The organism is Streptococcus sp. SK140, from assembly GCF_000259525.1.
Taxonomy (GTDB): Bacteria; Bacillota; Bacilli; order Lactobacillales; family Streptococcaceae; genus Streptococcus.
Genome location: NZ_AJML01000039.1, coordinates 124,236 through 144,625, shown reverse-complemented (window position 1 = coordinate 144,625; position 20,390 = coordinate 124,236). Strand labels below are relative to the sequence as shown.

Annotated in this window: 21 protein-coding genes and 2 pseudogenes; 20 read left to right on the top strand and 3 right to left on the bottom strand. The window is 39.4% G+C overall.

Going from position 1 to position 20,390, the window contains the following annotated elements; genetic code table 11:
* From HMPREF1116_RS12005 to HMPREF1116_RS10605, 4 genes are all read left to right on the top strand, one after another.
* The coding region (locus HMPREF1116_RS12005) for a cadmium resistance transporter (protein ID WP_000707842.1) at window positions 1–179 on the top strand (179 nt) is incomplete at its 5' end.
* Between the two features lie 11 nt (window positions 180–190).
* On the top strand, window positions 191–529 hold the full coding sequence (cadX, locus tag HMPREF1116_RS10610) for a Cd(II)/Zn(II)-sensing metalloregulatory transcriptional regulator CadX (RefSeq protein WP_000711083.1): 339 nt from the start codon (window positions 191–193) through the stop codon (window positions 527–529).
* 45 nt (window positions 530–574) lie between these two features.
* Entirely contained in the window at window positions 575–709 is a 135-nt protein-coding gene (locus tag HMPREF1116_RS12470; RefSeq protein WP_000667627.1) for a hypothetical protein, read from the top strand.
* A 219-nt stretch (window positions 710–928) separates the two neighbouring features.
* Window positions 929–1,510: a TMEM175 family protein gene (locus tag HMPREF1116_RS10605; RefSeq protein WP_025171309.1), complete on the top strand. Its 582-nt coding sequence runs from the start codon at window positions 929–931 to the stop codon at window positions 1,508–1,510.
* A gap of 289 nt (window positions 1,511–1,799) precedes the next feature.
* Here HMPREF1116_RS10605 and HMPREF1116_RS12525 read toward each other — a convergent pair.
* Both HMPREF1116_RS12525 and gshAB read right to left on the bottom strand, forming a co-directional pair.
* Window positions 1,800–2,121, bottom strand: a pseudogene (locus HMPREF1116_RS12525) (transposase); the annotation flags it as partial.
* Between the two features lie 136 nt (window positions 2,122–2,257).
* The gene (gene gshAB / locus HMPREF1116_RS10600) at window positions 2,258–4,504 is read right to left on the bottom strand and encodes a bifunctional glutamate--cysteine ligase GshA/glutathione synthetase GshB (protein ID WP_001054315.1); all 2,247 of its coding nucleotides are present in this window, start codon (window positions 4,502–4,504) and stop codon (window positions 2,258–2,260) included.
* Between the two features lie 794 nt (window positions 4,505–5,298).
* On the opposite strand from gshAB, the gene HMPREF1116_RS10595 reads away from it, so the two are divergent.
* From HMPREF1116_RS10595 to HMPREF1116_RS10585, 4 genes are read left to right on the top strand one after another with little or no spacing between them, the layout of a single operon-like run.
* Window positions 5,299–5,601 carry a TMEM175 family protein gene (locus HMPREF1116_RS10595; protein WP_004240734.1) on the top strand — a complete coding sequence of 101 codons (303 nt, stop codon included), beginning with the start codon at window positions 5,299–5,301 and terminating at the stop codon, window positions 5,599–5,601.
* Entirely contained in the window at window positions 5,526–5,867 is a 342-nt protein-coding gene (locus tag HMPREF1116_RS0102460) for a hypothetical protein (protein ID WP_000397556.1), read from the top strand. The genes HMPREF1116_RS10595 and HMPREF1116_RS0102460 overlap by 76 nt, the downstream gene beginning before the upstream one ends.
* Before the next feature lie 13 nt (window positions 5,868–5,880).
* Window positions 5,881–6,204: a potassium channel family protein gene (locus tag HMPREF1116_RS10590; protein ID WP_001253404.1), complete on the top strand. Its 324-nt coding sequence runs from the start codon at window positions 5,881–5,883 to the stop codon at window positions 6,202–6,204.
* Window positions 6,201–7,250, top strand: coding sequence for a DUF389 domain-containing protein (locus tag HMPREF1116_RS10585; RefSeq protein ID WP_000126416.1), 1,050 nt, complete (start codon window positions 6,201–6,203; stop codon window positions 7,248–7,250). The genes HMPREF1116_RS10590 and HMPREF1116_RS10585 overlap by 4 nt, the downstream gene beginning before the upstream one ends.
* A gap of 470 nt (window positions 7,251–7,720) precedes the next feature.
* On the opposite strand, the pseudogene HMPREF1116_RS12590 reads toward HMPREF1116_RS10585, so the two are convergent.
* Window positions 7,721–7,867, bottom strand: a pseudogene (locus HMPREF1116_RS12590) (site-specific integrase); the annotation flags it as partial.
* A gap of 170 nt (window positions 7,868–8,037) precedes the next feature.
* On the opposite strand from HMPREF1116_RS12590, the gene HMPREF1116_RS10580 reads away from it, so the two are divergent.
* The 12 genes from HMPREF1116_RS10580 (at window position 8,038) to alr (ending at window position 20,377) form a co-directional block, all read left to right on the top strand.
* Window positions 8,038–8,550, top strand: a complete 513-nt coding sequence (locus tag HMPREF1116_RS10580; protein ID WP_000624251.1) for a GNAT family N-acetyltransferase — start codon at window positions 8,038–8,040, stop codon at window positions 8,548–8,550.
* Between the two features lie 147 nt (window positions 8,551–8,697).
* A complete protein-coding gene (locus HMPREF1116_RS10575; protein ID WP_000284673.1) occupies window positions 8,698–9,384 on the top strand; it encodes an XRE family transcriptional regulator in 687 nt (228 codons plus the stop codon).
* A gap of 3 nt (window positions 9,385–9,387) precedes the next feature.
* Window positions 9,388–10,803, top strand: coding sequence for a Y-family DNA polymerase (locus HMPREF1116_RS10570; protein WP_000540266.1), 1,416 nt, complete (start codon window positions 9,388–9,390; stop codon window positions 10,801–10,803).
* Window positions 10,800–11,162, top strand: a complete 363-nt coding sequence (locus tag HMPREF1116_RS10565) for a hypothetical protein (RefSeq protein ID WP_000567213.1) — start codon at window positions 10,800–10,802, stop codon at window positions 11,160–11,162. The genes HMPREF1116_RS10570 and HMPREF1116_RS10565 overlap by 4 nt, the downstream gene beginning before the upstream one ends.
* Complete coding sequence (locus HMPREF1116_RS10560; protein ID WP_000196990.1) at window positions 11,155–11,433, top strand: DUF5960 family protein; 279 nt, start codon at window positions 11,155–11,157, stop codon at window positions 11,431–11,433. Before HMPREF1116_RS10565 ends, HMPREF1116_RS10560 begins: the two co-directional genes overlap by 8 nt.
* 628 nt (window positions 11,434–12,061) lie before the next feature.
* Window positions 12,062–12,919, top strand: coding sequence for a TPM domain-containing protein (locus HMPREF1116_RS10555; protein WP_000760785.1), 858 nt, complete (start codon window positions 12,062–12,064; stop codon window positions 12,917–12,919).
* A gap of 38 nt (window positions 12,920–12,957) precedes the next feature.
* Complete coding sequence (locus HMPREF1116_RS10550; RefSeq protein ID WP_000790850.1) at window positions 12,958–13,551, top strand: LemA family protein; 594 nt, start codon at window positions 12,958–12,960, stop codon at window positions 13,549–13,551.
* Window positions 13,552–14,217: 666 nt separating this feature from the next.
* Window positions 14,218–16,731, top strand: a complete 2,514-nt coding sequence (gene secA, locus HMPREF1116_RS10540; RefSeq protein ID WP_000002003.1) for a preprotein translocase subunit SecA — start codon at window positions 14,218–14,220, stop codon at window positions 16,729–16,731.
* Window positions 16,732–16,812: 81 nt separating this feature from the next.
* The gene (locus HMPREF1116_RS10535; protein WP_000232201.1) at window positions 16,813–17,844 is read left to right on the top strand and encodes a 3-deoxy-7-phosphoheptulonate synthase; all 1,032 of its coding nucleotides are present in this window, start codon (window positions 16,813–16,815) and stop codon (window positions 17,842–17,844) included.
* 1 nt (window position 17,845) lies between these two features.
* Window positions 17,846–18,880 carry a 3-deoxy-7-phosphoheptulonate synthase gene (locus HMPREF1116_RS10530; protein ID WP_000864039.1) on the top strand — a complete coding sequence of 345 codons (1,035 nt, stop codon included), beginning with the start codon at window positions 17,846–17,848 and terminating at the stop codon, window positions 18,878–18,880.
* Window positions 18,881–18,921: 41 nt separating this feature from the next.
* On the top strand, window positions 18,922–19,284 hold the full coding sequence (acpS, locus tag HMPREF1116_RS10525) for a holo-ACP synthase (protein ID WP_025171308.1): 363 nt from the start codon (window positions 18,922–18,924) through the stop codon (window positions 19,282–19,284).
* Entirely contained in the window at window positions 19,274–20,377 is a 1,104-nt protein-coding gene (gene alr / locus HMPREF1116_RS10520) for an alanine racemase (RefSeq protein WP_000858362.1), read from the top strand. The genes acpS and alr overlap by 11 nt, the downstream gene beginning before the upstream one ends.
* The last annotated feature ends 13 nt before the right edge of the window (window positions 20,378–20,390 follow it).

Here is a 20,390-nt window from a genome sequence, read left to right as displayed (position 1 = left end):
TTCTAGTCATGATTTATCTCTTGGTTTTTTCTGCCCAAAAATTGGCACAAGTCCCTTCTGTTGGAGAAACTTTGGAGAAATATAGCAGATGGTTTATTGCCGTTGTTTATTTAGGATTGGGGATGTATATCCTGATTGAAAACAACAGCTTTGACATGCTAAGGACTGTGTTCGGCTAGGAGAAAAAATTATGAAAAAAGATAGTATATGCCAAGTGAATATTATAAATCAACAAAACGTTACAACCGCAACGAACTACCTTGAAAAGGAAAAAGTCCAAAAATCACTTCGTATTTTATCAAAGTTTACCGATAATAAACAGATAAATATCATCTTTTATCTCCTTGCTGTTGAAGAACTCTGTGTCTGTGATATAGCCTGTTTACTAAATCTCAGTATGGCATCTGCCTCCCACCATCTTCGTAAACTAGCCAATCAAAATATCTTGGATACTAGAAGAGAGGGGAAAATTATATATTATTTTATAAAAGATGAGGAAATCAAAGACTTTTTTAATCAACTAGGATAACAACTATTTTTACTACTTTACCATGATTATATATAGGACTTATCTATGAAATTTTTTGATGAAAATTACTCACAAGAAATACCTACTCGTATCAAATGTTTAAGAAAAAAGTATAATTTAAAGCAAAGCGACCTAGGTAATGCAGGTCAAGTTAGCCAAGTTGAAAAGGAAGAAATCTGAAAGAAAATGTATCTTTGATAGTAGTCATTTATTGTGAAATATGATATATTTATTGATTAGATGGATGAATATTTCTAAAGTTAAATAAAATATGACAGATACATGCTTTTTAGTGTATCTTGTTTGTACTCAAAATATGAAGTGACTATCCAATATTTAAGATTAATAAATATTATACGATGAGATAGAATGCTACAAAATGAAAGGCGATGTAATCTGATGAAGAAAGATAGATTAATTGCATTGACAGATGCGGTTCTAGCAATTATAATGACTATCCTAATCTTAGAATTAGAAAAACCAACGACACCAAGTCTTCAAGCTTTTTGGGATTTACGGCAAAATTTCTTTGCTTATTTTCTTTCTTTTTTCTGGTTGGGATCGTTATGGATGACGCTAAACACATTATGGGAAAAGGTTGAGAAAATTTCTCAACAAATTGTTTGGTGGAATTTGTTTCTTTTATTTTTTGTTTCATTTATGCCCTACGCTACTGGAATAGTTAGTAGTCATTTCATGAATCATACGGCACAGCTCTTTTATGGACTGATCGTTATTGTTTCAACGGTAGCAAACTGGTTTTTACATAAAGTAATTGATAAACCCAATATAGATCAGAAAGAATTACTTGAAGCTACCGCACAATATAGAAAGTCATTGATACCTGACCTAATAATTAAAGGAGTGGGATTGATTCTATCCTTAATTGTCTATCCTCCGATTATGATGTATAGTGTTTTAATTGCGGCATTTTACATCATAACTTTAAAAACACTATACGAAAAAAGAGTGAATAACTAAAAAACGGTGACCAAAGTTAGGTGTATTATTTTAATGCTTATAAACTATTCCCCTATTTTAAAAATATTGATTCAGATTTTATGAAATTAAAAAGTAGATATTGTTCAGAAAATCCTTGGTATTACGCTGTTTTTAGTCCAACTGAAATCCATACTTTCCAAACTAGGCTTGAAAAAGGCCCGTAAAGCGTCACAATTTAGTAAACGTTAAAACTTATTTACATTTATTAAAAGCATTTCGTATCAAAAATACGAGATGCTTTTTTCTAGCTTAATTTTACAAATTGGATTTTGAAGGACACCATGGACCTATTTTCAAGTTGATAACGACTACAAATTTGTTCTGGAGACCATGAAGATTGTAATCGCTCTTTAATTTCCTACTTCAATTCACAGGAGTCTAACTCGATTTTCTTCCCTTCTGCTTCGCCAATTGTTCATTGTGTGTTTGTGCTGCTTGTGCAGAGTAAGTGTCATTACCACACTTAATTCTCTTGAGAAGGTTGATTTGTGAACGCCTAATTTTCTAGCTATTTGGCAGGGTTTGAGACCTAATTCTAGGTAAGTCTCTATCTTAATTCGCTCAATTATGGTAATATGATGGTAGCTTATAGATTTCTCCCGTGTTCTGTTTAGTGTGGTTACTTACAGTTTACACGAGATTGGGCTCTATGAGTTTTTTGTTGCACTATATTTTACCATTTATCAAATATAAAAAAGTAAGCTCAGAAAATCTCTGATCTTATTCTCATATCTCTCCAAACAACTTCCGTAAAATTTTCGGTGTGATACGTTGTCCTGGCCCTACGTAAGTATAGGCGTGCAGGTACATGGCAGGATTGAAGTTGAGTTCGATACAGGTGCAATTTGGTAGCTCCTTACTAGCAGGCTTGGTGTAGTCTGGGATAATCAAATCGACTCCACAGGCCCAAGCCCCCATAGCAGTCGCCATATCGGCAGCTAGTTGTTTGTAACTCTCGCCCATCTGGTCAGTCATGTCAATGGAGTCGCCTCCAGTTGAGATATTAGAATTACCACGCAGAAAGGTTTGGCTACCTTTAGGCAAGACTGTATCAGGTGTGTAACCCTGCTGTTCCAACATGAGTAATTCAATATCACCCAGATTGATGATTTCAAGAGGTGAGCGATGGTCGCGACCACGCAGAGGGTCTTGGTTTTTCTTTTCGACTAATTCTCGGATGCTTGAGCTTCCGTCGCCTACGACATTGGCCGCGACGCGGAGCAGGACAGCCTCGCATTTTCCATCCAAGATAAAGAAACGGTACTCGGTCCCTGCCACAAACTCCTCGACTAGCACATGGCTATCTTCCGAAAAGGCGATGTCTAGGGCTTTTTCATAGCCAGAAAGGCTTGTTGGCTCTTGGAAGATGGAAATGCCCAGACCGAAGTTGGTGGATTTGGGTTTGACAACAATAGCAGAGTTGGCTATTTGTCCGTAGTACCGCAAGGCATCGTCCTTGTTAGCAAATTCTGCTCCCGCAGGTACTGGAAAACCAGCCTTGTCCAAAATCTTTTTGGTCACAACCTTATTAGCCATGGCCAGTGGAATTACGTAGTTATCTTTGGATGTCATGTTGCCATTTTTAATGTACTCCACATGGTCACCATGCCAGAGTTTGAGAAATTGGTCTTCCTCATCTAAAATTTCTACGTTCAAGCCCAGCTGAATGGCGTCAAAGAGAATCATTTGGGTGGAGAGTTCCATGTTTTCATAGCCTTTGAGGGCATAAGGTGCTGTCCAAGCATAGTCATGAAAGGCTTGTCCTTGTTGTTGGCCAAATTTTTCAAGGGACCCTTCTTCAACCTGCTCTGCTATTTTTCCAGAAAGGGTCAAACGTGGATCAAGAAGAGAGGCCTCCACCTTAGTGATAAGCTGGCTATAATAGTCATCCAGTCCAAAGTGAGCGACGATGTCCTTCATGGCTGTCACGATAGGTTTAGGGTCAGCCTCTTTAGGAAGTGGTGTGTGGGGATGGCTGAGAGCGATTTGGTTGTTGAGAGTAGCAGCTACTGCCAATTCTTCGTCGACTTGCTCCATGTCGTCTAGCCACAAGAGTGCGAGTGCAAAGAGGTGGGTGGTGTCTAGTGTTTCTTGGCTGATTGCCAGTGGCTCAAAGGGGTTGAGGTCAAAGTTGCGGAACTCTAGATAGGAGATGCCCTTAGTCAAAAAGTCCCGGCTAGTCTTAGCACCGCGTAAACGGATGGCAGAGTAAAATTCTTTTTCAGAGGACAGTTGCCCAGATCCAACAGCGTTTTCGATGTCGGTCACGTATTGCTCCAGTGAAGAGAAGGAAATGTGAACATCGGGGGCATTGACATAGCCGTAGTTGGAGTTACGAATCGACCGCACGCAACCAATTTCATCTGTCAAAAACCCTTTTTCTGCTAGCGGGCTTGCTCCGTAAAGGTAGGTCAAGAGCCAGCGATAACACAAGAAGTTCTGAGCTAACTTGAGATAGAGGGCATTCTTGAAGGTCAGTAAATCGTCATAGTCACTGACTTCAAAGAGCTGCTGGGTCAGATCTTTTCCGAGTCCAAAATTATAGTGAATTCCAGATATGGACTGGAGCAATTTGCCGTAGCGTTCTGCCAAACCAACTCGGTATTGATACTCGTAGTCACTTTCCAACTGGGCAATCTGAATCTCTTCTTCTACAATCACAGGTGGCATGGATAAAGGCCAAAGATATTCTGACTTATCCATTGAGCGAATAGCCACATCGGTGATGGCCCCGAGGAAGCGACGAGCTTCCGTGGTCGACTGTGCTACCGGTGTAATGAGCTCTAGTTGAGGTTCGCTATAATCTGTCTGGATATAGGGATGGAAACTGCGAGAACCCAATTTTTCAGGGTGTGGCGTTTGAGCGACACGGCCTTCAGTATTGATTCGTAGAGATTCGCGCTCCAGACCAAAGGTAGCTTGTAAGATGGGAGTATTTGGGGATAATTTTTGAAATACGTTTGATAGGTTCATGATTGGGCCTCGAAATAACTAGTTTCTCTATTATTTTATCAGTTTGTTAAATAAACTCAACTTTCTGCTACGGAGATGGAGAAGGAAATGCTCGGACGAATTGACTATTTACTTGCATTAAATATAAGCAAAAGCATTAGTAGAAGTATTGAAACTACACCTAATAGTTTTTTCCCCACACTCAATCTCTCATTTCTGTCTTTTTTTCGTAGACAGTTATAAAGTCGATCAGAATAAACCTTGTAAGTGTATAAGTTAATTCTTACAGACCTAAACTATTCCCCTATTTTAAAGATATTGATTCATATTTTATGAAATTAATTAGTAGATATAGTTCTGAAAAGCCGTTATATTACGCTGTTTTTAGTCCAACTGAAATCCATACTTTCCAAACCAGGCTTGAAAAAAGCTCGTAAAGCATCACAATTTAGTAAACGTTAAAACTTATTTAAACTTATTGAAAGCATTTCGTATCAAAAATACGGGATGCTTTTTCTGTTCACCCCAAATTTTTGTAACTAGGTGATACTTGAAATTAATACAAATTTGGTTGTTTTTGATAAATCTAAGCAACACTAAATGATGAAGTGAAAGGGGATGAATCTTTGATAGTATTCATTTATTGTGAAATATGATATATTTATTAATTAGATGGATGAATACTTCTAGAGTTAAATATAGCATAATAGGGACAGACTTTTTGGTTTATTTTTGTTTGTAGTCGGATTATGAAAGAATATCCAATATTATGCGATAAGATAGAATGTTACAAAAAAGAAAGGGGATGCAATCCGATGAAGAAAGACAGATTAATTGTATTGACAGATGCTGTTCTAGCAATTATTATGACCATCTTGATTTTAGAGTTAGAAAAACCAACAACACCAAGTCTTGAAGCTTTTTGGGATTTACGGCAAAATTTCTTTGCTTGTTTTCTTTCCTTTTTCTGGTTGGGATCGTTATGGATGGCACTAAACACATTATGGGAAAAGGTTGAGAAAATTTCCTCAGAAATTATTTGGTGGAATTTGTTTCTACTCTTGGAGCGGCAGGAGTTCTCTTTGGAGAATTTCATGCCATCCAAGATACCAGTCTGAATGATGTGGTGGACCGGATCTATATAAATGTCAAGGATTTACCGTTTCAGTCCTTGGGAGCTTTAGCTAATATCCTGTCTGATGTTAAGAAGGGACTGATTCAAGACAGTCATATCTGGTCTTTCTTCCAGTCATTTTTCAAACAATATCAGTTGATAATCAGCTTAAATCAGATCTATCAGTTTGTCTATCTTTCTCTGATGGAGATCATGTCCTATCTTCACTTTGATTATTGGAAAAAACGGCTCGGTCAGGAGCTAGTATGAATAAGGAGAACAAATGAGACGTTTAAAAATGTTATGGCATATTATACAGGTTACGGGTTTTACTCGGTTTGCTCTGAGTTTTGTGACCTTTGTTTTTGGGTCAGGAGGCGTGCTTTTCCTAGTTGAACCTGCTATCACAAATTACGGAGACGGTCTTTGGTATGCTTTTGTGACTTCGACGACTGTCGGCTACGGGGATCTCCTAGCTGTGACCTTGATTGGAAGGATTACCAGTGTCTTCTTGACGATTTATGGGCTCATATTTTTTGGCTGTTTATCAGCTGTTATTATTAATTATTATACCGATTTAAATAAGGAAAGAGGAGAGGACAAATGACTGCCAATTATTCAACACGGGAATACCGTGAGAAATTATACGATGACCTTCATGTTCGATTGAGAGATACAGCGATTTTGATGTGTGCAATTTTTATTGCCTCTATCGGTCTAAATATGAATTCAACAGCTGTTATTATTGGAGCCATGTTAATTTCACCTCTCATGACACCGATTGTTGGACTGGGATTCGGTTTAGCTATTTTTGATACGCGTTTAATCAAGCAATCTCTAGAGGTTTTATTGACTCAAGTGTTGGTCAGTTTGCTTGTCTCGACTCTGTATTTCTGGATTTCTCCCTTGTCTTATGCAAGTAGCGAGTTGATCGCACGAACCTCTCCAACCATTTGGGATGTTCTCATTGCTATTGCTGGTGGGATTGCTGGTGTGATCGGTTCAAGGAAAAAAGAAGCAAACAATATCGTGCCAGGAGTAGCCATTGCTACAGCTTTGATGCCGCCTATCTGTACTGCTGGCTATGGTTTAGCTAATGGGAATGTACGATTTTTATTGGGGGCTCTCTATCTTTTCTTGATCAACTGTGTCTTTATCATGCTAGCCAACATTGTTGGAACAAGAATTTTGATGAGAAAATCTCCTTTAACTTCATTTAAAGAGCTGAGCATTAAAATGAGAATTGGCTTGATTTCTTTGATTGTATTGTTGATTCTTCCAGCTAGCTATTCGGCAGTTACTCTGACAATAGAACAAGCGCGCAAAGAAGGGATCAAACAGTTTGTAGGAAAAGAGTTCGCCAATTATACGGTTATTAATCAAGTCTACAAGTCAAGTAACAATGAATTGGTCTTGACGGTTGTTGGAGATCCGATTTCAGAAGAAGAATTAGAAACACTCCACCAAAAACAAGCCTCTTACGGTATTCAATCTGTTCAATTGAAAGTGAATCAAGTTCAGAACTCGCCAACATTAGATAGTGAAGCGACCAAGGAATTTTATGAAAACATTGACAAGTATATTGATCAAAAACTCTCTGAAAAAGATTCACAAAACGATCTCGTAAAAGAAAATGAAGCAGACAAGGATTGAGGACAATGAACTGAATCGGTTTTTACGCCGTGTTTTTCTTGTATCTTCCTCTTTCTTACTTATAGCAGGTTGTTTTTGCTTGAATAAGAAATAAATTAGAAGTTCTATCATCTAAGAAAAATGATGAAAAAAATCATTTAACTAATGGTGTGAACGTTTAGTGTTTATCAGCTCCATTCTCTGTAATTTTGGGGGTAAAATCCACACCATTTAGATAAAATTAGTTGAATTTGATTGGAAAAACGCTTTTATAAAAGCGGAGAAAAGTCTTGATATTACGCTGTTTTTAGTCCAACTGAAATTCATACTTTCCAAACCAGGTCTTAAGAAAGCTCGTAAAGCTTCACAATTCTCAAAACGTTAATCAACACTATTATATCAACGTTTCAAAGCACTCAAGAGTTTACCTCATGGGTGCTTTTTTTATGTTTTTTGAAAAAGTTCACCTCAAAGTTTACCTTATTTTAACCTTATTGTTTTAGAGACTTTAAGGCAAATTCACCGACTGCCATAGGGACTACATTAGAAGTATTGACATAAATCTGTGTTGTACCTGTGTCGCTATGTGTTAGAGCTTCGGAAATAGCTTCTAAGCTCATTCCAGCCTGTTTAGCAAGATGTTGGAATTTATGAGGACCTTGACGGGTATTATTTTTGTTCAGAGTATGTTGTGTTATAATGTATATACGATATGAAAAGATAAAGATATGTCTTTAAATTCTGTAAATGTCACTTTGTGTAAATATGAGTAAATTTGAATCTAGAGAACGATAGGAAATGTTTTACAATGATAAGTTTAGAGCTGATGTCTGAAGAAAATAGCATAGATGTTTATTCTTTTGAAAAAGAAAATCGGGAGTATTTTGAGTGGAATTTACCTCCTAGACCAGCTACCTATTTTGATTCAGAAGGTTTTAAAGAAATTACAAGGGAATTGTTAAGGGAACAAGAGAATCATGATGTCTACATGCATCTTATTAGAGATGCACAAGGTACTATGGTCGGAAGAATCAATTTAAGTGTCTTAGAGGATGATCGAAAAACAGCAGAACTTGGATATAGGATCGGAGAAAATGTTACTAATTTAGGATATGCAAGCGAAGCAGTTAAACTCGTTTTAGACAAGGCATTTCATACTTATGGTTTACATAAAATCATTGCAGGAACGGCAAGGGACAATCTGGCTTCTCAGAGAGTGCTTTTAAAAAACGGTTTCACCTTTAGTAAAATCATAGAAAATGACTTTCAAATGAATAACGAGTGGATTCATACGGCGATATTTGAGATAAGGAATCTATAGCATCATCATTACCAGTCGTTTGCCAAAACTCAACATTCCCAGTAGACATTCGTCTACTTTTTTTATATAATAAAACTAAACCAAAATGGTTGAATTTTAAAAAATAGAGTCAACCTTCAATGAAAACATCAGACTAGGAGGTAAAACATGTACCAACCAGAAAAACTTAAGGCTCGGAGAAAAGAGCTAAAGCTAACACAAAAGGAGATTGCAGAGCAGCTTGGGATTAGTTTTCAGGCCTATTCAGCTTGGGAACGTGGAGTCAAGGAACCTTCCGAAGAAAAGGTTAGACAGCTAGAAGAGATTTTAAAAGTGCCAAAAGGTTATTTCACCCAAATCGAAATTGTCCGTCTCTATAACAGCCTCTCTAATCAAGGAAAAGAGAAGGTAGTGGTCTATGCTCGCGATCTGGCTCAAGAAGAACAAGCCAAGAAGGTGATGCTTATTTCAGAAAAACTTTTCGAGTATCATGTCTACGAACGTATGTCAGCTGGTATCGGAGCTTCAGTTTATGATGATCGAAACTTTGACACGGTTTATTTCAATGAAGAACTGGCTCATGATTTTGCATCCTGGGTATCAGGGGATTCTATGGAACCCAAATATCAAAATGGTTCCGTGGCTCTGATTCGGGAGACTGGGTTTGATTACGACGGTGCTGTCTATGCAGTGGTTTGCAATAACCAGACCTATATCAAACGGGTCTATCGAGAAGAAGATGGTTTACGTCTGGTCTCTATCAATCCTAAATACAAGGATATTTTCATCTCTTATGAAGAAGATCCGAGGATTGTAGGCATTATCGTGGGTAATTTTGTGCCAATGGAGGGATAGTCTATGGGCTACTTTGATTATTCCAGAGAGCCCAAAAGTGATATTGCCTTTGTCGATATGAAGTCCTTTTATGCCAGTGTTGAGTGTGTGGAAAGAGGGCTTCATCCTCTTAAAACTTCCCTTTGTGTTATGAGTCGGGCGGATAATTCTGTTGGGCTTATTCTTGCCTCCTCGCCTATGTTTAAAAAGGTCTTTGGAAAAGCAAATGTAGGCCGTGCTCATGACCTGCCTTTTGATATCAAGACGCGCAAATTTTCCTACTACAATGCTAAGAAACAAGGCCTACCTACGGGTTCAGCTTATGTGAAATTTATCGAGGATTGGGCTCGGGTGAGCGTCATTGTCCCTCCTCGGATGGACAAGTATATCGCAGTTAATATGGAAATCCAACGAATCTTTCAGAACTATGGCAGTCCAGATGATATTTATCCTTATTCAATTGATGAAGGCTTTATTGATCTAACCAGTTCGCTCAATTATTTTGTCCCAGATCAGCAGATTTCTCGTAAAGATAAGCTGGACATGCTTTCGGCTCGTATCCAGAGAGATATCTGGCGGCAGACCGGGATTTACTCGACAGTCGGCATGTCTAACGCTAATCCTCTGCTTGCTAAGTTGGCCTTGGATAATGAAGCCAAGCACACACCGACTATGCGAGCCAATTGGTCTTACCAAGATGTGGAGGATAAGGTCTGGTCCATTCCAAAGATGACCGACTTTTGGGGGATTGGGCATCGGATGGAGAAGCGCTTAAATAGCTTGGAAATCTATTCGATTAAGGAATTAGCCAATAGCAATCCTGATGTCCTGAAGAAGGAGCTTGGCCAAGCTGGACTACGCTTGTGGTTTCATGCCAATGGAATAGATGAGAGTAATGTTCATAAGCCTTATAAGCCAAAATCTCACGGCTTAGGCAATTCGCAAATTTTACCGAGAGACTATGTCAAGCAGCGAGATATCGAAGTTATCTTCCGAGAGATGGCTGAGCAGGTGGCTATCAGGCTTCGACGGGCCAGAAAGAAGACGACAGTTGTGTCTATTCATCTTGGATTTTCTAAGCAGGAACAAAAACGCTCCATCCATACCCAGATGAAGGTTGAGCCGACCAATAATACCAGTCTTTTAGTCAGTTATGTACTGAAATTATTCCATAGCAAATATACTTCTGGAGCTGTCAGGAGTGTAGCCGTTAGTTATTCAGGATTGATGGACGAGTCCTTTTCTTTAATTTCCCTTTTTGATGATGTTGACAAGCTAGAAAAAGAAGAAAGGCTCCAGACTGCCATTGATTCCATTCGAGAACAATTCGGCTTTACTTCCCTTTTGAAGGCAACTGCCTTAGAGGATGCATCGAGAAGTATTGCCAGAAGTAAGCTGATCGGAGGGCACTCTGCTGGAGGATTAGATGGACTAAAATGATTGATCGCTCTTATTTGCCCTTCCAATCCGCGAGGGATTATCAAGATCCAGGCATGCAGAAGTGGATGGGCTTTTTTCTATCGGAGCATACGAGTTCACTCAGTGCAGAAAAAAATCGTGTCGATTTATCAACAGATTTGAATCCAGTTGAGAAATTGTTGCTGCTTTCCCAGCTCTACGTTGGACGACAAAAAGGCTCTTTTGTTGTCAAGGAGAAAAATCATAAAGGCACGATATTGGGTGAAGTAAGAGCATTATCCCCCGAAGAAATCTCTGTTAGAACGGATGAAGGCTATCGATTAATAAGGGTAGATGATATTCTCACAATCCAACTTTGTCAGGAGGAAGTTGATGACTAGAAAAGAGTTATATGAAAACAAATTGCAGATGGATTACTTCTCAGATGACTACATTCGTTTTGAGGAAGATTTCCAAAAATACTCTGCCATGAATGTACCCTTGACTTTCTTGATTGATGATATTCTGCGAACCATGGCTATCAACCAAAAGGACTACTTTGTCTTGAACAAGGAAAATGCCAAGGACGGCAGAGATCATTATTATTATTTTGAGATAGATTATCGCGTAGGATGTAGAAGTTTTCACTATAAAAAGCATGTGAATAGATAATTTGAACGCTACGACAGATGAAGCCTATATTTATTTTGAAAATAAATTACCCAGTGAATTAGCCCCCCTAACAGAGAGTGCTAAAACATCATAAATTCATCAAGTGATTTCGAAAATTTTGAGAATAACGGAAAAAAGGTTAAAAATGTTTGATCAGTAGATAAATATATTGATGACTATATTTTTTATTATATTGTAAAATAAAAATTTCTCTCCACAAGAATACAAAGACTAGTAGATTTAAGAATGTATAGACCCCGAAAGTTAAATTTTTCGGGGGTGTAGTACAGAGGAATTCCTCCCTCTCAAAGCCTCTCTTTTGTCATGAGTTGTTGGATATCAAGAAATGCAAATCTTATGAACTATAATGCCAAGAAATAAGGCTTGTCAACAGATCCAAAATTTATCTAAGATTGGTTCCGAGTGCTTCTGATTATTCCTTCTAGAGATTGCAGTCAATATGGTGGGAATTTAGACCATTTAATGCAGAATAGAGAGTCCGATTTGTCATCAAAAAAACATCATTTTCTTAGTTTTTGTCATAGATTTGTAATGAAAATGTACTTTCTTTGTAAAAATCAAAATGCTATAATTCTCTAAACAATTTTCCTTACACAGGGAGGTTATTATGAAAAAATATAGATTGTTAAAGAAAAGTTTCTTGGCGCGTATCCTTGGATTGCTGATGGTATTTCTCTTCTTATCAGCATTCACAGCACCTGAAAAACCAGACTATGGTATCTACGATCCAAATCATTATTTGACAGAGGACACTATCACACAAATTCGTGATTTGAATGAAGCTAATAGTAAAAAGGCAGAAAAGCTTCAAGTGGGAGTTTATATCGTGGACAGTTTAGAAGGAGAAAACATTGAAACGGTCGCTAATGAGACGGCTAGAGCCTGGAAAATAGGTTATTCAGGAGATAATTTTGGAAGTTTGATTGTGGTAGCTGTTCAAGATCGTAAATCAAGGATTGAAACAAGTAATAATACCGCAATTAGAATAACAGACTACCAAACCAAGCAGATCCTGGCAGCCAGTCGTACAGATTTTAAAAATGGGGACTATAGTAAGGGGATTCTAGCGATTGCCAAAGCTTTGGATAATCAGTTTTATAAGGGAAGTGGAACCTTTTCATCTGATGAAACGTCGTTTGCAGATGCTTCCGCCAAAATCAGACGTTACTCTGATAGCATCAGTGGTAAAAAATCGAGTCGAAATAGTAGCTCGTCTAGTCATCGTAAGAACAGTGATCCTATGGACAATGTGTTCGGAGTCGGGATAATCATTTATTTCATTATCATATTTATAGCCATTATTAGAGGAGGCGGCGGTGGCCGAGGAGGAGATTCCTCTGACGGTGGCTGGTGGTTTAGTGACTCATCCGATTCGGATTCGTCTTGGTCAGACTCAGGTTCAGATTCTTCTGGTGGCTGGGACGGCGGAGGCTTTGATGGTGGAGGTTCATCTGATGATTGGTAATGTCAGTATAAAATTTAAAGAAATGAGTAGGTTTAGATATGAAAAATAAAGGAATCATTTATGTATTGAGCATTTTACTAGCCATTATCTTGCTGGGAGGTTGCTCGGTTGTAGGTACTTATAACGGTCTTGTCTCCGAACAGACCAAGGTAGAACAAGCTCAAGCAAATGTAGCGACAGCTCTTCAACGTCGTTCAGACTTGATTGGAAATTTGGTAGAGTCTGTAAAGGGACAAATGAACCATGAGACAGAGGTCTTCACCCAGATTGCAGAAGCACGTGCAAAAATTGGGAATGGCTCTGTTACTTCAAAGGAAAACCAAGAGGCTCAAGGTGAGTTGAGTTCAGCTATTTCACGCCTACTTGTGTTGACAGAGAACTATCCTGAGCTTAAGAGCAATCAAAATGTGGAACAACTCATGACGGAGTTGGCTGGAAGCGAAAATCGTATTTTTGTAGCCCGCAAGGATTACAACCAGGCAGCAACTGACTACAATCAAAAATTAAGAAGCTTCCCAACTGTTCTCTTTGCTAATATGATGAACTTTAAAGAAGCAGAAACCTTCAAAGAAAGCGAAGAAGCCAAGACAGCTCCAAAGGTTGACTTTAGTACTTCTACATCAAAACAGTAGACTGGCCGTTTATTTCTAAGAATTGCAAGATCTGGAAACTACTTTCCAGGTCTTTTTGCTATAATAAAAATAGGAAACAGTTCTGGAGGTGATGAGATGGAGAAGTTGCTACAATTGTTGATTTTAGTGCCCTATTTTTTCTTTTTTAGTTGGCAAAGGAAGGCACGACCAGGAAGAAAACACTTTTCACTCCTTTACTACTTTTACTGGATTTATTTACCTCTCATGGCCTTGTTTAGTCTAGCTTTCACTCTTTTTTCGCTAATCTTATTTAATTTTATTTTACTAGAACCCAAGGATTTAGCTAGGTGGTTGATATGGATAGTTTTAGTCTTTTTATCCTTACTCAATGACTGGATAGTTTATACTTGTCTAAAATTTATGAAAAAATTGAAGTTGGAAAAGAATAAGGCTAATCTTCCTTGAGAGAACTGAGGAAATTAGTGCCTAATAACTGAAGGATGCTTCGTTTCTCAATGCTGAAGTTGAGTAGAAGTTCAAATTAGGAAAAATGAAGCTAAGAGGAGGAATTTTAAGGGAACTAATCTCGATGATTAGCCCTTTTTTGCCCTAAGGGAAAACGGAATATTTCTTGAAAAAATTGGGCAAATATGCTACAATAAAAAGAACATTCTAAAATATTCAGAATTTAAAGTAAGGAAAAAAATGGCAAATTTATTAAAAACAATCATCGAAAATGATAAAGGGGAACTCCGCCGCCTAGAAAAGATGGCTGATAAAGTCCTCAAATATGAAGATGAAATGGCTGCGTTAACAGACGAGCAATTGAAAGCAAAAACAGAAGAATTCAAACAACGCTATCAAAATGGTGAGACTCTTGACCAACTTTTGTATGAGGCGTTTGCTGTTGTACGCGAGGGAGCTAAGCGTGTTCTTGGTCTTTTCCCGTATAAGGTTCAGGTTATGGGGGGAATCGTTCTTCACCATGGTGACGTTCCTGAGATGCGTACTGGTGAGGGGAAAACCTTGACAGCGACTATGCCAGTATACCTTAACGCCCTTTCAGGTAAAGGTGTTCACGTAGTTACGGTCAATGAATACCTATCAGAACGTGACGCGACTGAGATGGGTGAGTTGTACTCATGGCTCGGCTTGTCAGTTGGGATCAACTTGGCAGCCAAATCTCCAATGGAGAAAAAAGAAGCTTATGAGTGTGATATCACTTATTCAACAAACTCAGAGATTGGTTTCGATTATCTTCGTGATAACATGGTCGTTCGTGCCGAAAATATGGTTCAACGTCCACTCAACTACGCCTTGGTCGATGAGGTTGACTCAATCTTGATCGACGAAGCTCGTACTCCTTTGATCGTTTCAGGAGCCAATGCAGTTGAAACCAGTCAACTCTACCATATGGCTGACCATTTTGTGAAGTCTTTGGATAAGGATGACTATATCATTGATATTCAGTCTAAGACAATTGGTCTGTCTGATTCTGGTATTGACAAGGCTGAAAGCTACTTCAAACTAGAAAATCTCTACGATATCGAAAACGTAGCCTTGACTCACTTTATAGACAATGCCCTTCGTGCTAACTACATCATGATTCTTGATATTGACTATGTGGTCAGCGAAGAGCAGGAAATCTTGATTGTCGACCAATTTACCGGTCGTACCATGGAAGGTCGTCGTTATTCTGATGGTTTGCACCAAGCTATTGAAGCAAAAGAAGGTGTGCCAATCCAAGATGAAACCAAGACTTCAGCTTCTATTACCTACCAAAACCTCTTCCGTATGTATAAGAAATTGTCAGGGATGACAGGTACTGGTAAGACAGAGGAAGAGGAGTTCCGCGAAATCTATAATATTCGTGTTATTCCAATCCCAACAAACCGTCCAGTTCAACGTATTGACCATCCAGACGTACTTTATGCTAGTCTTGAAGCTAAATTTAAGGCTGTTGTTGAAGATGTAAAAGCTCGCTACCAAAAAGGTCAACCAGTCTTGGTAGGTACTGTTGCTGTTGAAACCAGTGATTATATTTCTAAAAAATTGGTAGCTGCAGGAGTTCCTCACGAAGTATTGAATGCCAAGAACCACTATAAAGAAGCTCAAATCATCATGAATGCTGGCCAACGTGGTGCAGTTACAATCGCGACCAACATGGCCGGTCGTGGTACTGATATTAAGCTAGGTGAAGGTGTTCGTGAACTTGGTGGACTTTGTGTCATTGGTACAGAACGCCATGAAAGTCGTCGTATCGATAACCAGCTTCGTGGACGTTCAGGACGACAAGGGGACCCAGGGGAATCTCAATTTTACCTTTCTCTTGAAGATGATTTGATGAAACGTTTCGGTTCAGAACGCTTGAAGGGTGTCTTTGAACGTCTCAATATGTCAGACGAAGCGATCAAATCTCGTATGTTGACACGTCAGGTTGAAGCAGCACAAAAACGTGTTGAAGGAAACAACTACGACACACGTAAACAAGTCCTTCAATACGATGATGTTATGCGTGAGCAACGTGAGATTATCTACTCACAACGTTACGATGTCATCACTGCTGATCGCGACTTGGCTCCTGAGATTCATGCAATGATTAAACGCACTATTAATCGTGTTGTTGATAATCATGCGCGTGCTAAACAAGATGAAAAACTAGAAGCTATCTTGAATTTTGCAAGATACAACTTGCTTCCAGAAGATTCAATTTCACTTTCAGACCTAGAAGGTTTGTCAGACCAAGCGATCAAAGATGAACTTTACCAACGTGCCTTGAAAGTCTACGATAGCCAAGTTGCTAAGCTTCGTGATGAGGAAGCTGTTAAAGAATTCCAAAAAGTCTTGATTCTACGTGTTGTAGACAACAAGTGGACAGACCATATTGATGCTCTTGATCAGTTACGTAATGCTGTTGGTCTCCGTGGTTATGCTCAGAATAACCCAGTCGTTGAGTATCAAGCCGAAGGTTTCCGTATGTTTAATGATATGATTGGTTCCATTGAGTTTGATGTGACTCGTTTGATGATGAAAGCACAAATTCATGAACAAGAGCGTCCACAAGCAGAGCGTCATATCAGTACGACAGCAACTCGTAATATTGCTGCGCAACAGACTGAGCTTCCTGCAGATTTGGATCTTAGCCAAGTTAAGCGTAACGACTTGTGCCCATGTGGTTCTGGTAAGAAATTTAAAAACTGTCACGGTAAACGACATTAAGAATGACTAATTTTCAGGCGGATGCCTAGTGAAAAGTGAATTTTCGCTTGGCGTCCGTTTGCTTTATAAGGAGGATGAATCATGGTATTTACAGCCAAAAGCCCTAAAATTAATATTGAAGAAGTTCGTAGTTTGTCTAAATTAGAAGGACAGGCACTTGCCAATAAACAACAACGCGATCAAGAACTTGAAGCGATTATTCGTGGTGAAGATCAACGCATTTTGTTAGTGATTGGTCCGTGTTCGTCTGACAATGAAGAAGCAGTTCTTGAGTATGCCAAGCGTTTGGCAAAACTGCAAGAAGAAGTAAAAGACCGCGTCTTTATGGTGATGCGTGTCTACACTGCTAAACCACGTACTAATGGTGATGGTTATAAGGGCTTGATTCACCAACCAAATGCCAAAGAAGCACCTAGTCTCATCAATGGGATCAAGGCGGTTCGTCACCTGCATTACCGTGTTATTTCTGAAACAGGAATGACGACAGCGGATGAGATGTTGTACCCAGAAAACCTTCCTTTGGTAGATGACTTGATTTCTTACATGGCAGTTGGAGCTCGTTCGGTTGAAGACCAACAACACCGTTTTGTAGCTAGTGGAGCAGATTTTGCGACAGGTTTTAAAAATCCAACGTCTGGAAATCTCAATGTCATGTTCAACGGTATTTATGCGGCTCAAAACAAACAAAGTTTCCTTTTCCTAGGGAAAGAAGTTGAAACGACTGGAAATCCTCTATCGCATGCTATTCTCCGTGGTGCCCTCAATGAATACGGGAAAAACATTCCAAACTATTACTACGATAATTTGATGGATACCATTGCCCAGTATGAAAAGATGGGCCTCGAAAATCCATTTATCATCATTGATACCAACCATGATAACTCAGGCAAGCAGTATATGGATCAGATTCGCATCGTTCGTCAGACCTTGATTAACCGTGACTGGAATGAAAAGATTAAAAAATATGTTCGTGGCTTCATGATTGAGTCTTATCTAGAAGACGGTCGTCAAAATGAACCAGAGGTCTTTGGGAAATCTATCACCGATCCATGTCTAGGATGGGAAAATACTGAAGCTCTTGTTCGCGAAATCTACCAAAGACTAGGAGAATAGTATGGCATTTATTGAAAAAGGTCAAGAAATCGATATTGAAGCGATTAAGGCGGAAACACAGCTGTCTGCAGAAGCCTTGCAACATAAGGAAAGCCGAGACCAAGAACTAGCAGACATTCTTTCAGGTAAGGATGACCGTATTCTTTTGGTCATTGGACCTTGTTCGTCTGACAATGAAGAAGCAGTCCTTGAGTATGCTCGCCGTTTGGCAGACTTGCAGAAAAAAGTTGCAGATAAGATTTTCATGGTCATGCGTGTTTACACAGCCAAGCCACGTACCAATGGAGATGGCTACAAGGGGTTGGTTCATCAGCCAGATACTTCTAAAGCACCAAGTTTGATTAATGGTTTGCAGGCTGTTCGTCAACTTCATTATCGAGTGATTACAGAAACTGGATTGACTACAGCGGATGAAATGCTTTATCCATCCAATCTAGTCTTGGTTGACGACTTGGTGAGCTACCATGCAGTGGGTGCACGTTCGGTAGAAGACCAGGAACACCGTTTTGTAGCTTCAGGGATTGATGCACCAGTGGGTATGAAAAATCCAACCTCTGGAAATCTGTCTGTTATGTTTAATGCCATCTATGCTGCACAAAACAAGCAAACATTTCTTTACCATGGACAAGAAGTTGAGACTTCAGGTAATCCCCTAGCTCACGTTATCCTTCGTGGAGCTATGAATGAATATGGGAAAAATGAACCAAACTTCTACTATGAAACTCTCTTAAATGCTATCGGGCGTTACGAGTCTATGGGGCTTGAAAATCCCTTTATCATGATTGATACCAACCATGATAATTCAGGGAAGCAATATATGGAGCAAATTCGAATTGTTCGTCAAGCTCTGCTCAATCGTGACTGGAATGAAAAGATTAAGAAAACAGTTCGAGGTTTCATGATTGAATCCTACTTGGCAGATGGTCGCCAAAACCAACCAGAAATCTTTGGTTGCTCTATTACAGATCCATGTCTAGGATGGGAAAATACAGTAGCCCTAGTAGAAGAAATCTATACTACCTTAACAAATAAGTGAAAAGGATGGAGTTGGTGGTATCTCAACTCCTTTTGACGAAAATGATAGTTGGACACGGAATTGATATCGAAGCATTAGCTTCTATACAAAATGCAGTTGAAAAAAGAGAAGGATTTGCACGGCGTGTCTTGACAGACAAGGAAATGGTGCGCTTTGCCAGTCTCAAAGGTCGTAGGCAGATCGAGTATTTGGCTGGGCGTTGGTCAGCAAAAGAGGCTTTCTCAAAGGCTATGGGAACGGGAATTGGGAAATTAGGTTTTCAGGACTTGGAAGTTTTGAACAATGAAAGAGGGGCTCCTTACTTCAGCAAATCCCCGTTTTCAGGAAAAGTTTGGCTATCGATCAGCCATACAGATCAGTTTGTGACAGCTAGTGTTATTTTGGAGGAAGATTATGAAAACTAGTCCACATAGACCAACCAAGGCCCTCATCGATCTGGGGGCTATCCGCTACAATATCCAACAAATGGGAGAGCACATTCCTAAAGATACTCTTAAATGGGCGGTTGTGAAAGCCAATGCCTACGGACACGGAGCGGTAGCTGTTGCGACGGCTATCCAGGATGATGTTGACGGCTTTTGCGTTTCTAATATCGATGAAGCCCTCGAACTCCGTCAAGCAGGAATTTCTAAGAAAATTCTTATTTTGGGAGTATCTGAGGTTGAATCTCTTTCATTGGCTAAGGAGTATGCTATTACTTTGACAGTGGCTGGATTGGAATGGATCCAGAAACTCATAGCGACAGAGTCAGACTTATCAGGATTAACTGTTCACCTTAAAATTGACTCAGGTATGGGGCGAATTGGTTTTAGAAGTGCAAGCGAGGCAGCGCAAGCTCAAACTTTACTCAAGGAATATGGAGCAAATATTGAGGGAATCTTTACGCACTTTGCAACTGCTGATGAAGAGTCGGATAGCTATTTTAAGGAACAGTTAGAGTGTTTCAAGGAAATACTTGCTGGCTTGCAAGAAGTACCAGAATTGGTTCATGCTAGTAACTCCGCAACGACTCTATGGCATGCAGAAACTATTTTCAGTGCTGTTCGCATGGGAGATTCCATGTATGGTCTCAATCCAAGTGGACAAGTTTTGGAATTGCCTTATGAACTAAAACCAGCCTTAACTTTGGAGTCAGCTATTGTTCATGTTAAAACAGTCCCAGCTGGGGCTTGTATGGGTTACGGAGCAACTTATCAAGCAGACGGTGAGCAAGTCATTGCAACGGTACCGATAGGTTATGCAGATGGTTGGACACGGGATATGCAGAATTTCTCAGTTCTGGTGGATGGACAATTGTGCCCCATCGTAGGACGTGTATCCATGGACCAAATCACGGTTCGTTTGCCTAAGCTTTATCCATTGGGTACCAAGGTAACCTTGATTGGCTCAAACGGGGACAAGGAGATTACTGCAACAGATGTAGCGGTTTACCGTGGAACCATCAATTATGAGGTAGTTTGTCTCCTCAGTGATCGAATTCCGAGAGAATATTATTAAAAAACAGAAGGAA

Excerpts from the sequence above, each read along its gene's own strand:
- cadX (WP_000711083.1), top strand. The coding sequence starts at position 191 with ATGAAAAAAGATAGTATATGCCAAGTGAATATTATAAATCAACAAAAC.
- HMPREF1116_RS12470 (WP_000667627.1), top strand. The coding sequence starts at position 575 with ATGAAATTTTTTGATGAAAATTACTCACAAGAAATACCTACTCGTATC.
- HMPREF1116_RS10605 (WP_025171309.1), top strand. The coding sequence starts at position 929 with ATGAAGAAAGATAGATTAATTGCATTGACAGATGCGGTTCTAGCAATT.
- gshAB (WP_001054315.1), bottom strand. The coding sequence starts at position 4,504 with ATGAACCTATCAAACGTATTTCAAAAATTATCCCCAAATACTCCCATC.
- HMPREF1116_RS10595 (WP_004240734.1), top strand. The coding sequence starts at position 5,299 with ATGAAGAAAGACAGATTAATTGTATTGACAGATGCTGTTCTAGCAATT.
- HMPREF1116_RS10590 (WP_001253404.1), top strand. The coding sequence starts at position 5,881 with ATGAGACGTTTAAAAATGTTATGGCATATTATACAGGTTACGGGTTTT.
- HMPREF1116_RS10585 (WP_000126416.1), top strand. The coding sequence starts at position 6,201 with ATGACTGCCAATTATTCAACACGGGAATACCGTGAGAAATTATACGAT.
- HMPREF1116_RS10580 (WP_000624251.1), top strand. The coding sequence starts at position 8,038 with ATGATAAGTTTAGAGCTGATGTCTGAAGAAAATAGCATAGATGTTTAT.
- HMPREF1116_RS10575 (WP_000284673.1), top strand. The coding sequence starts at position 8,698 with ATGTACCAACCAGAAAAACTTAAGGCTCGGAGAAAAGAGCTAAAGCTA.
- HMPREF1116_RS10570 (WP_000540266.1), top strand. The coding sequence starts at position 9,388 with ATGGGCTACTTTGATTATTCCAGAGAGCCCAAAAGTGATATTGCCTTT.
- HMPREF1116_RS10565 (WP_000567213.1), top strand. The coding sequence starts at position 10,800 with ATGATTGATCGCTCTTATTTGCCCTTCCAATCCGCGAGGGATTATCAA.
- HMPREF1116_RS10560 (WP_000196990.1), top strand. The coding sequence starts at position 11,155 with ATGACTAGAAAAGAGTTATATGAAAACAAATTGCAGATGGATTACTTC.
- HMPREF1116_RS10555 (WP_000760785.1), top strand. The coding sequence starts at position 12,062 with ATGAAAAAATATAGATTGTTAAAGAAAAGTTTCTTGGCGCGTATCCTT.
- HMPREF1116_RS10550 (WP_000790850.1), top strand. The coding sequence starts at position 12,958 with ATGAAAAATAAAGGAATCATTTATGTATTGAGCATTTTACTAGCCATT.
- secA (WP_000002003.1), top strand. The coding sequence starts at position 14,218 with ATGGCAAATTTATTAAAAACAATCATCGAAAATGATAAAGGGGAACTC.
- HMPREF1116_RS10535 (WP_000232201.1), top strand. The coding sequence starts at position 16,813 with ATGGTATTTACAGCCAAAAGCCCTAAAATTAATATTGAAGAAGTTCGT.
- HMPREF1116_RS10530 (WP_000864039.1), top strand. The coding sequence starts at position 17,846 with ATGGCATTTATTGAAAAAGGTCAAGAAATCGATATTGAAGCGATTAAG.
- acpS (WP_025171308.1), top strand. The coding sequence starts at position 18,922 with ATGATAGTTGGACACGGAATTGATATCGAAGCATTAGCTTCTATACAA.
- alr (WP_000858362.1), top strand. The coding sequence starts at position 19,274 with ATGAAAACTAGTCCACATAGACCAACCAAGGCCCTCATCGATCTGGGG.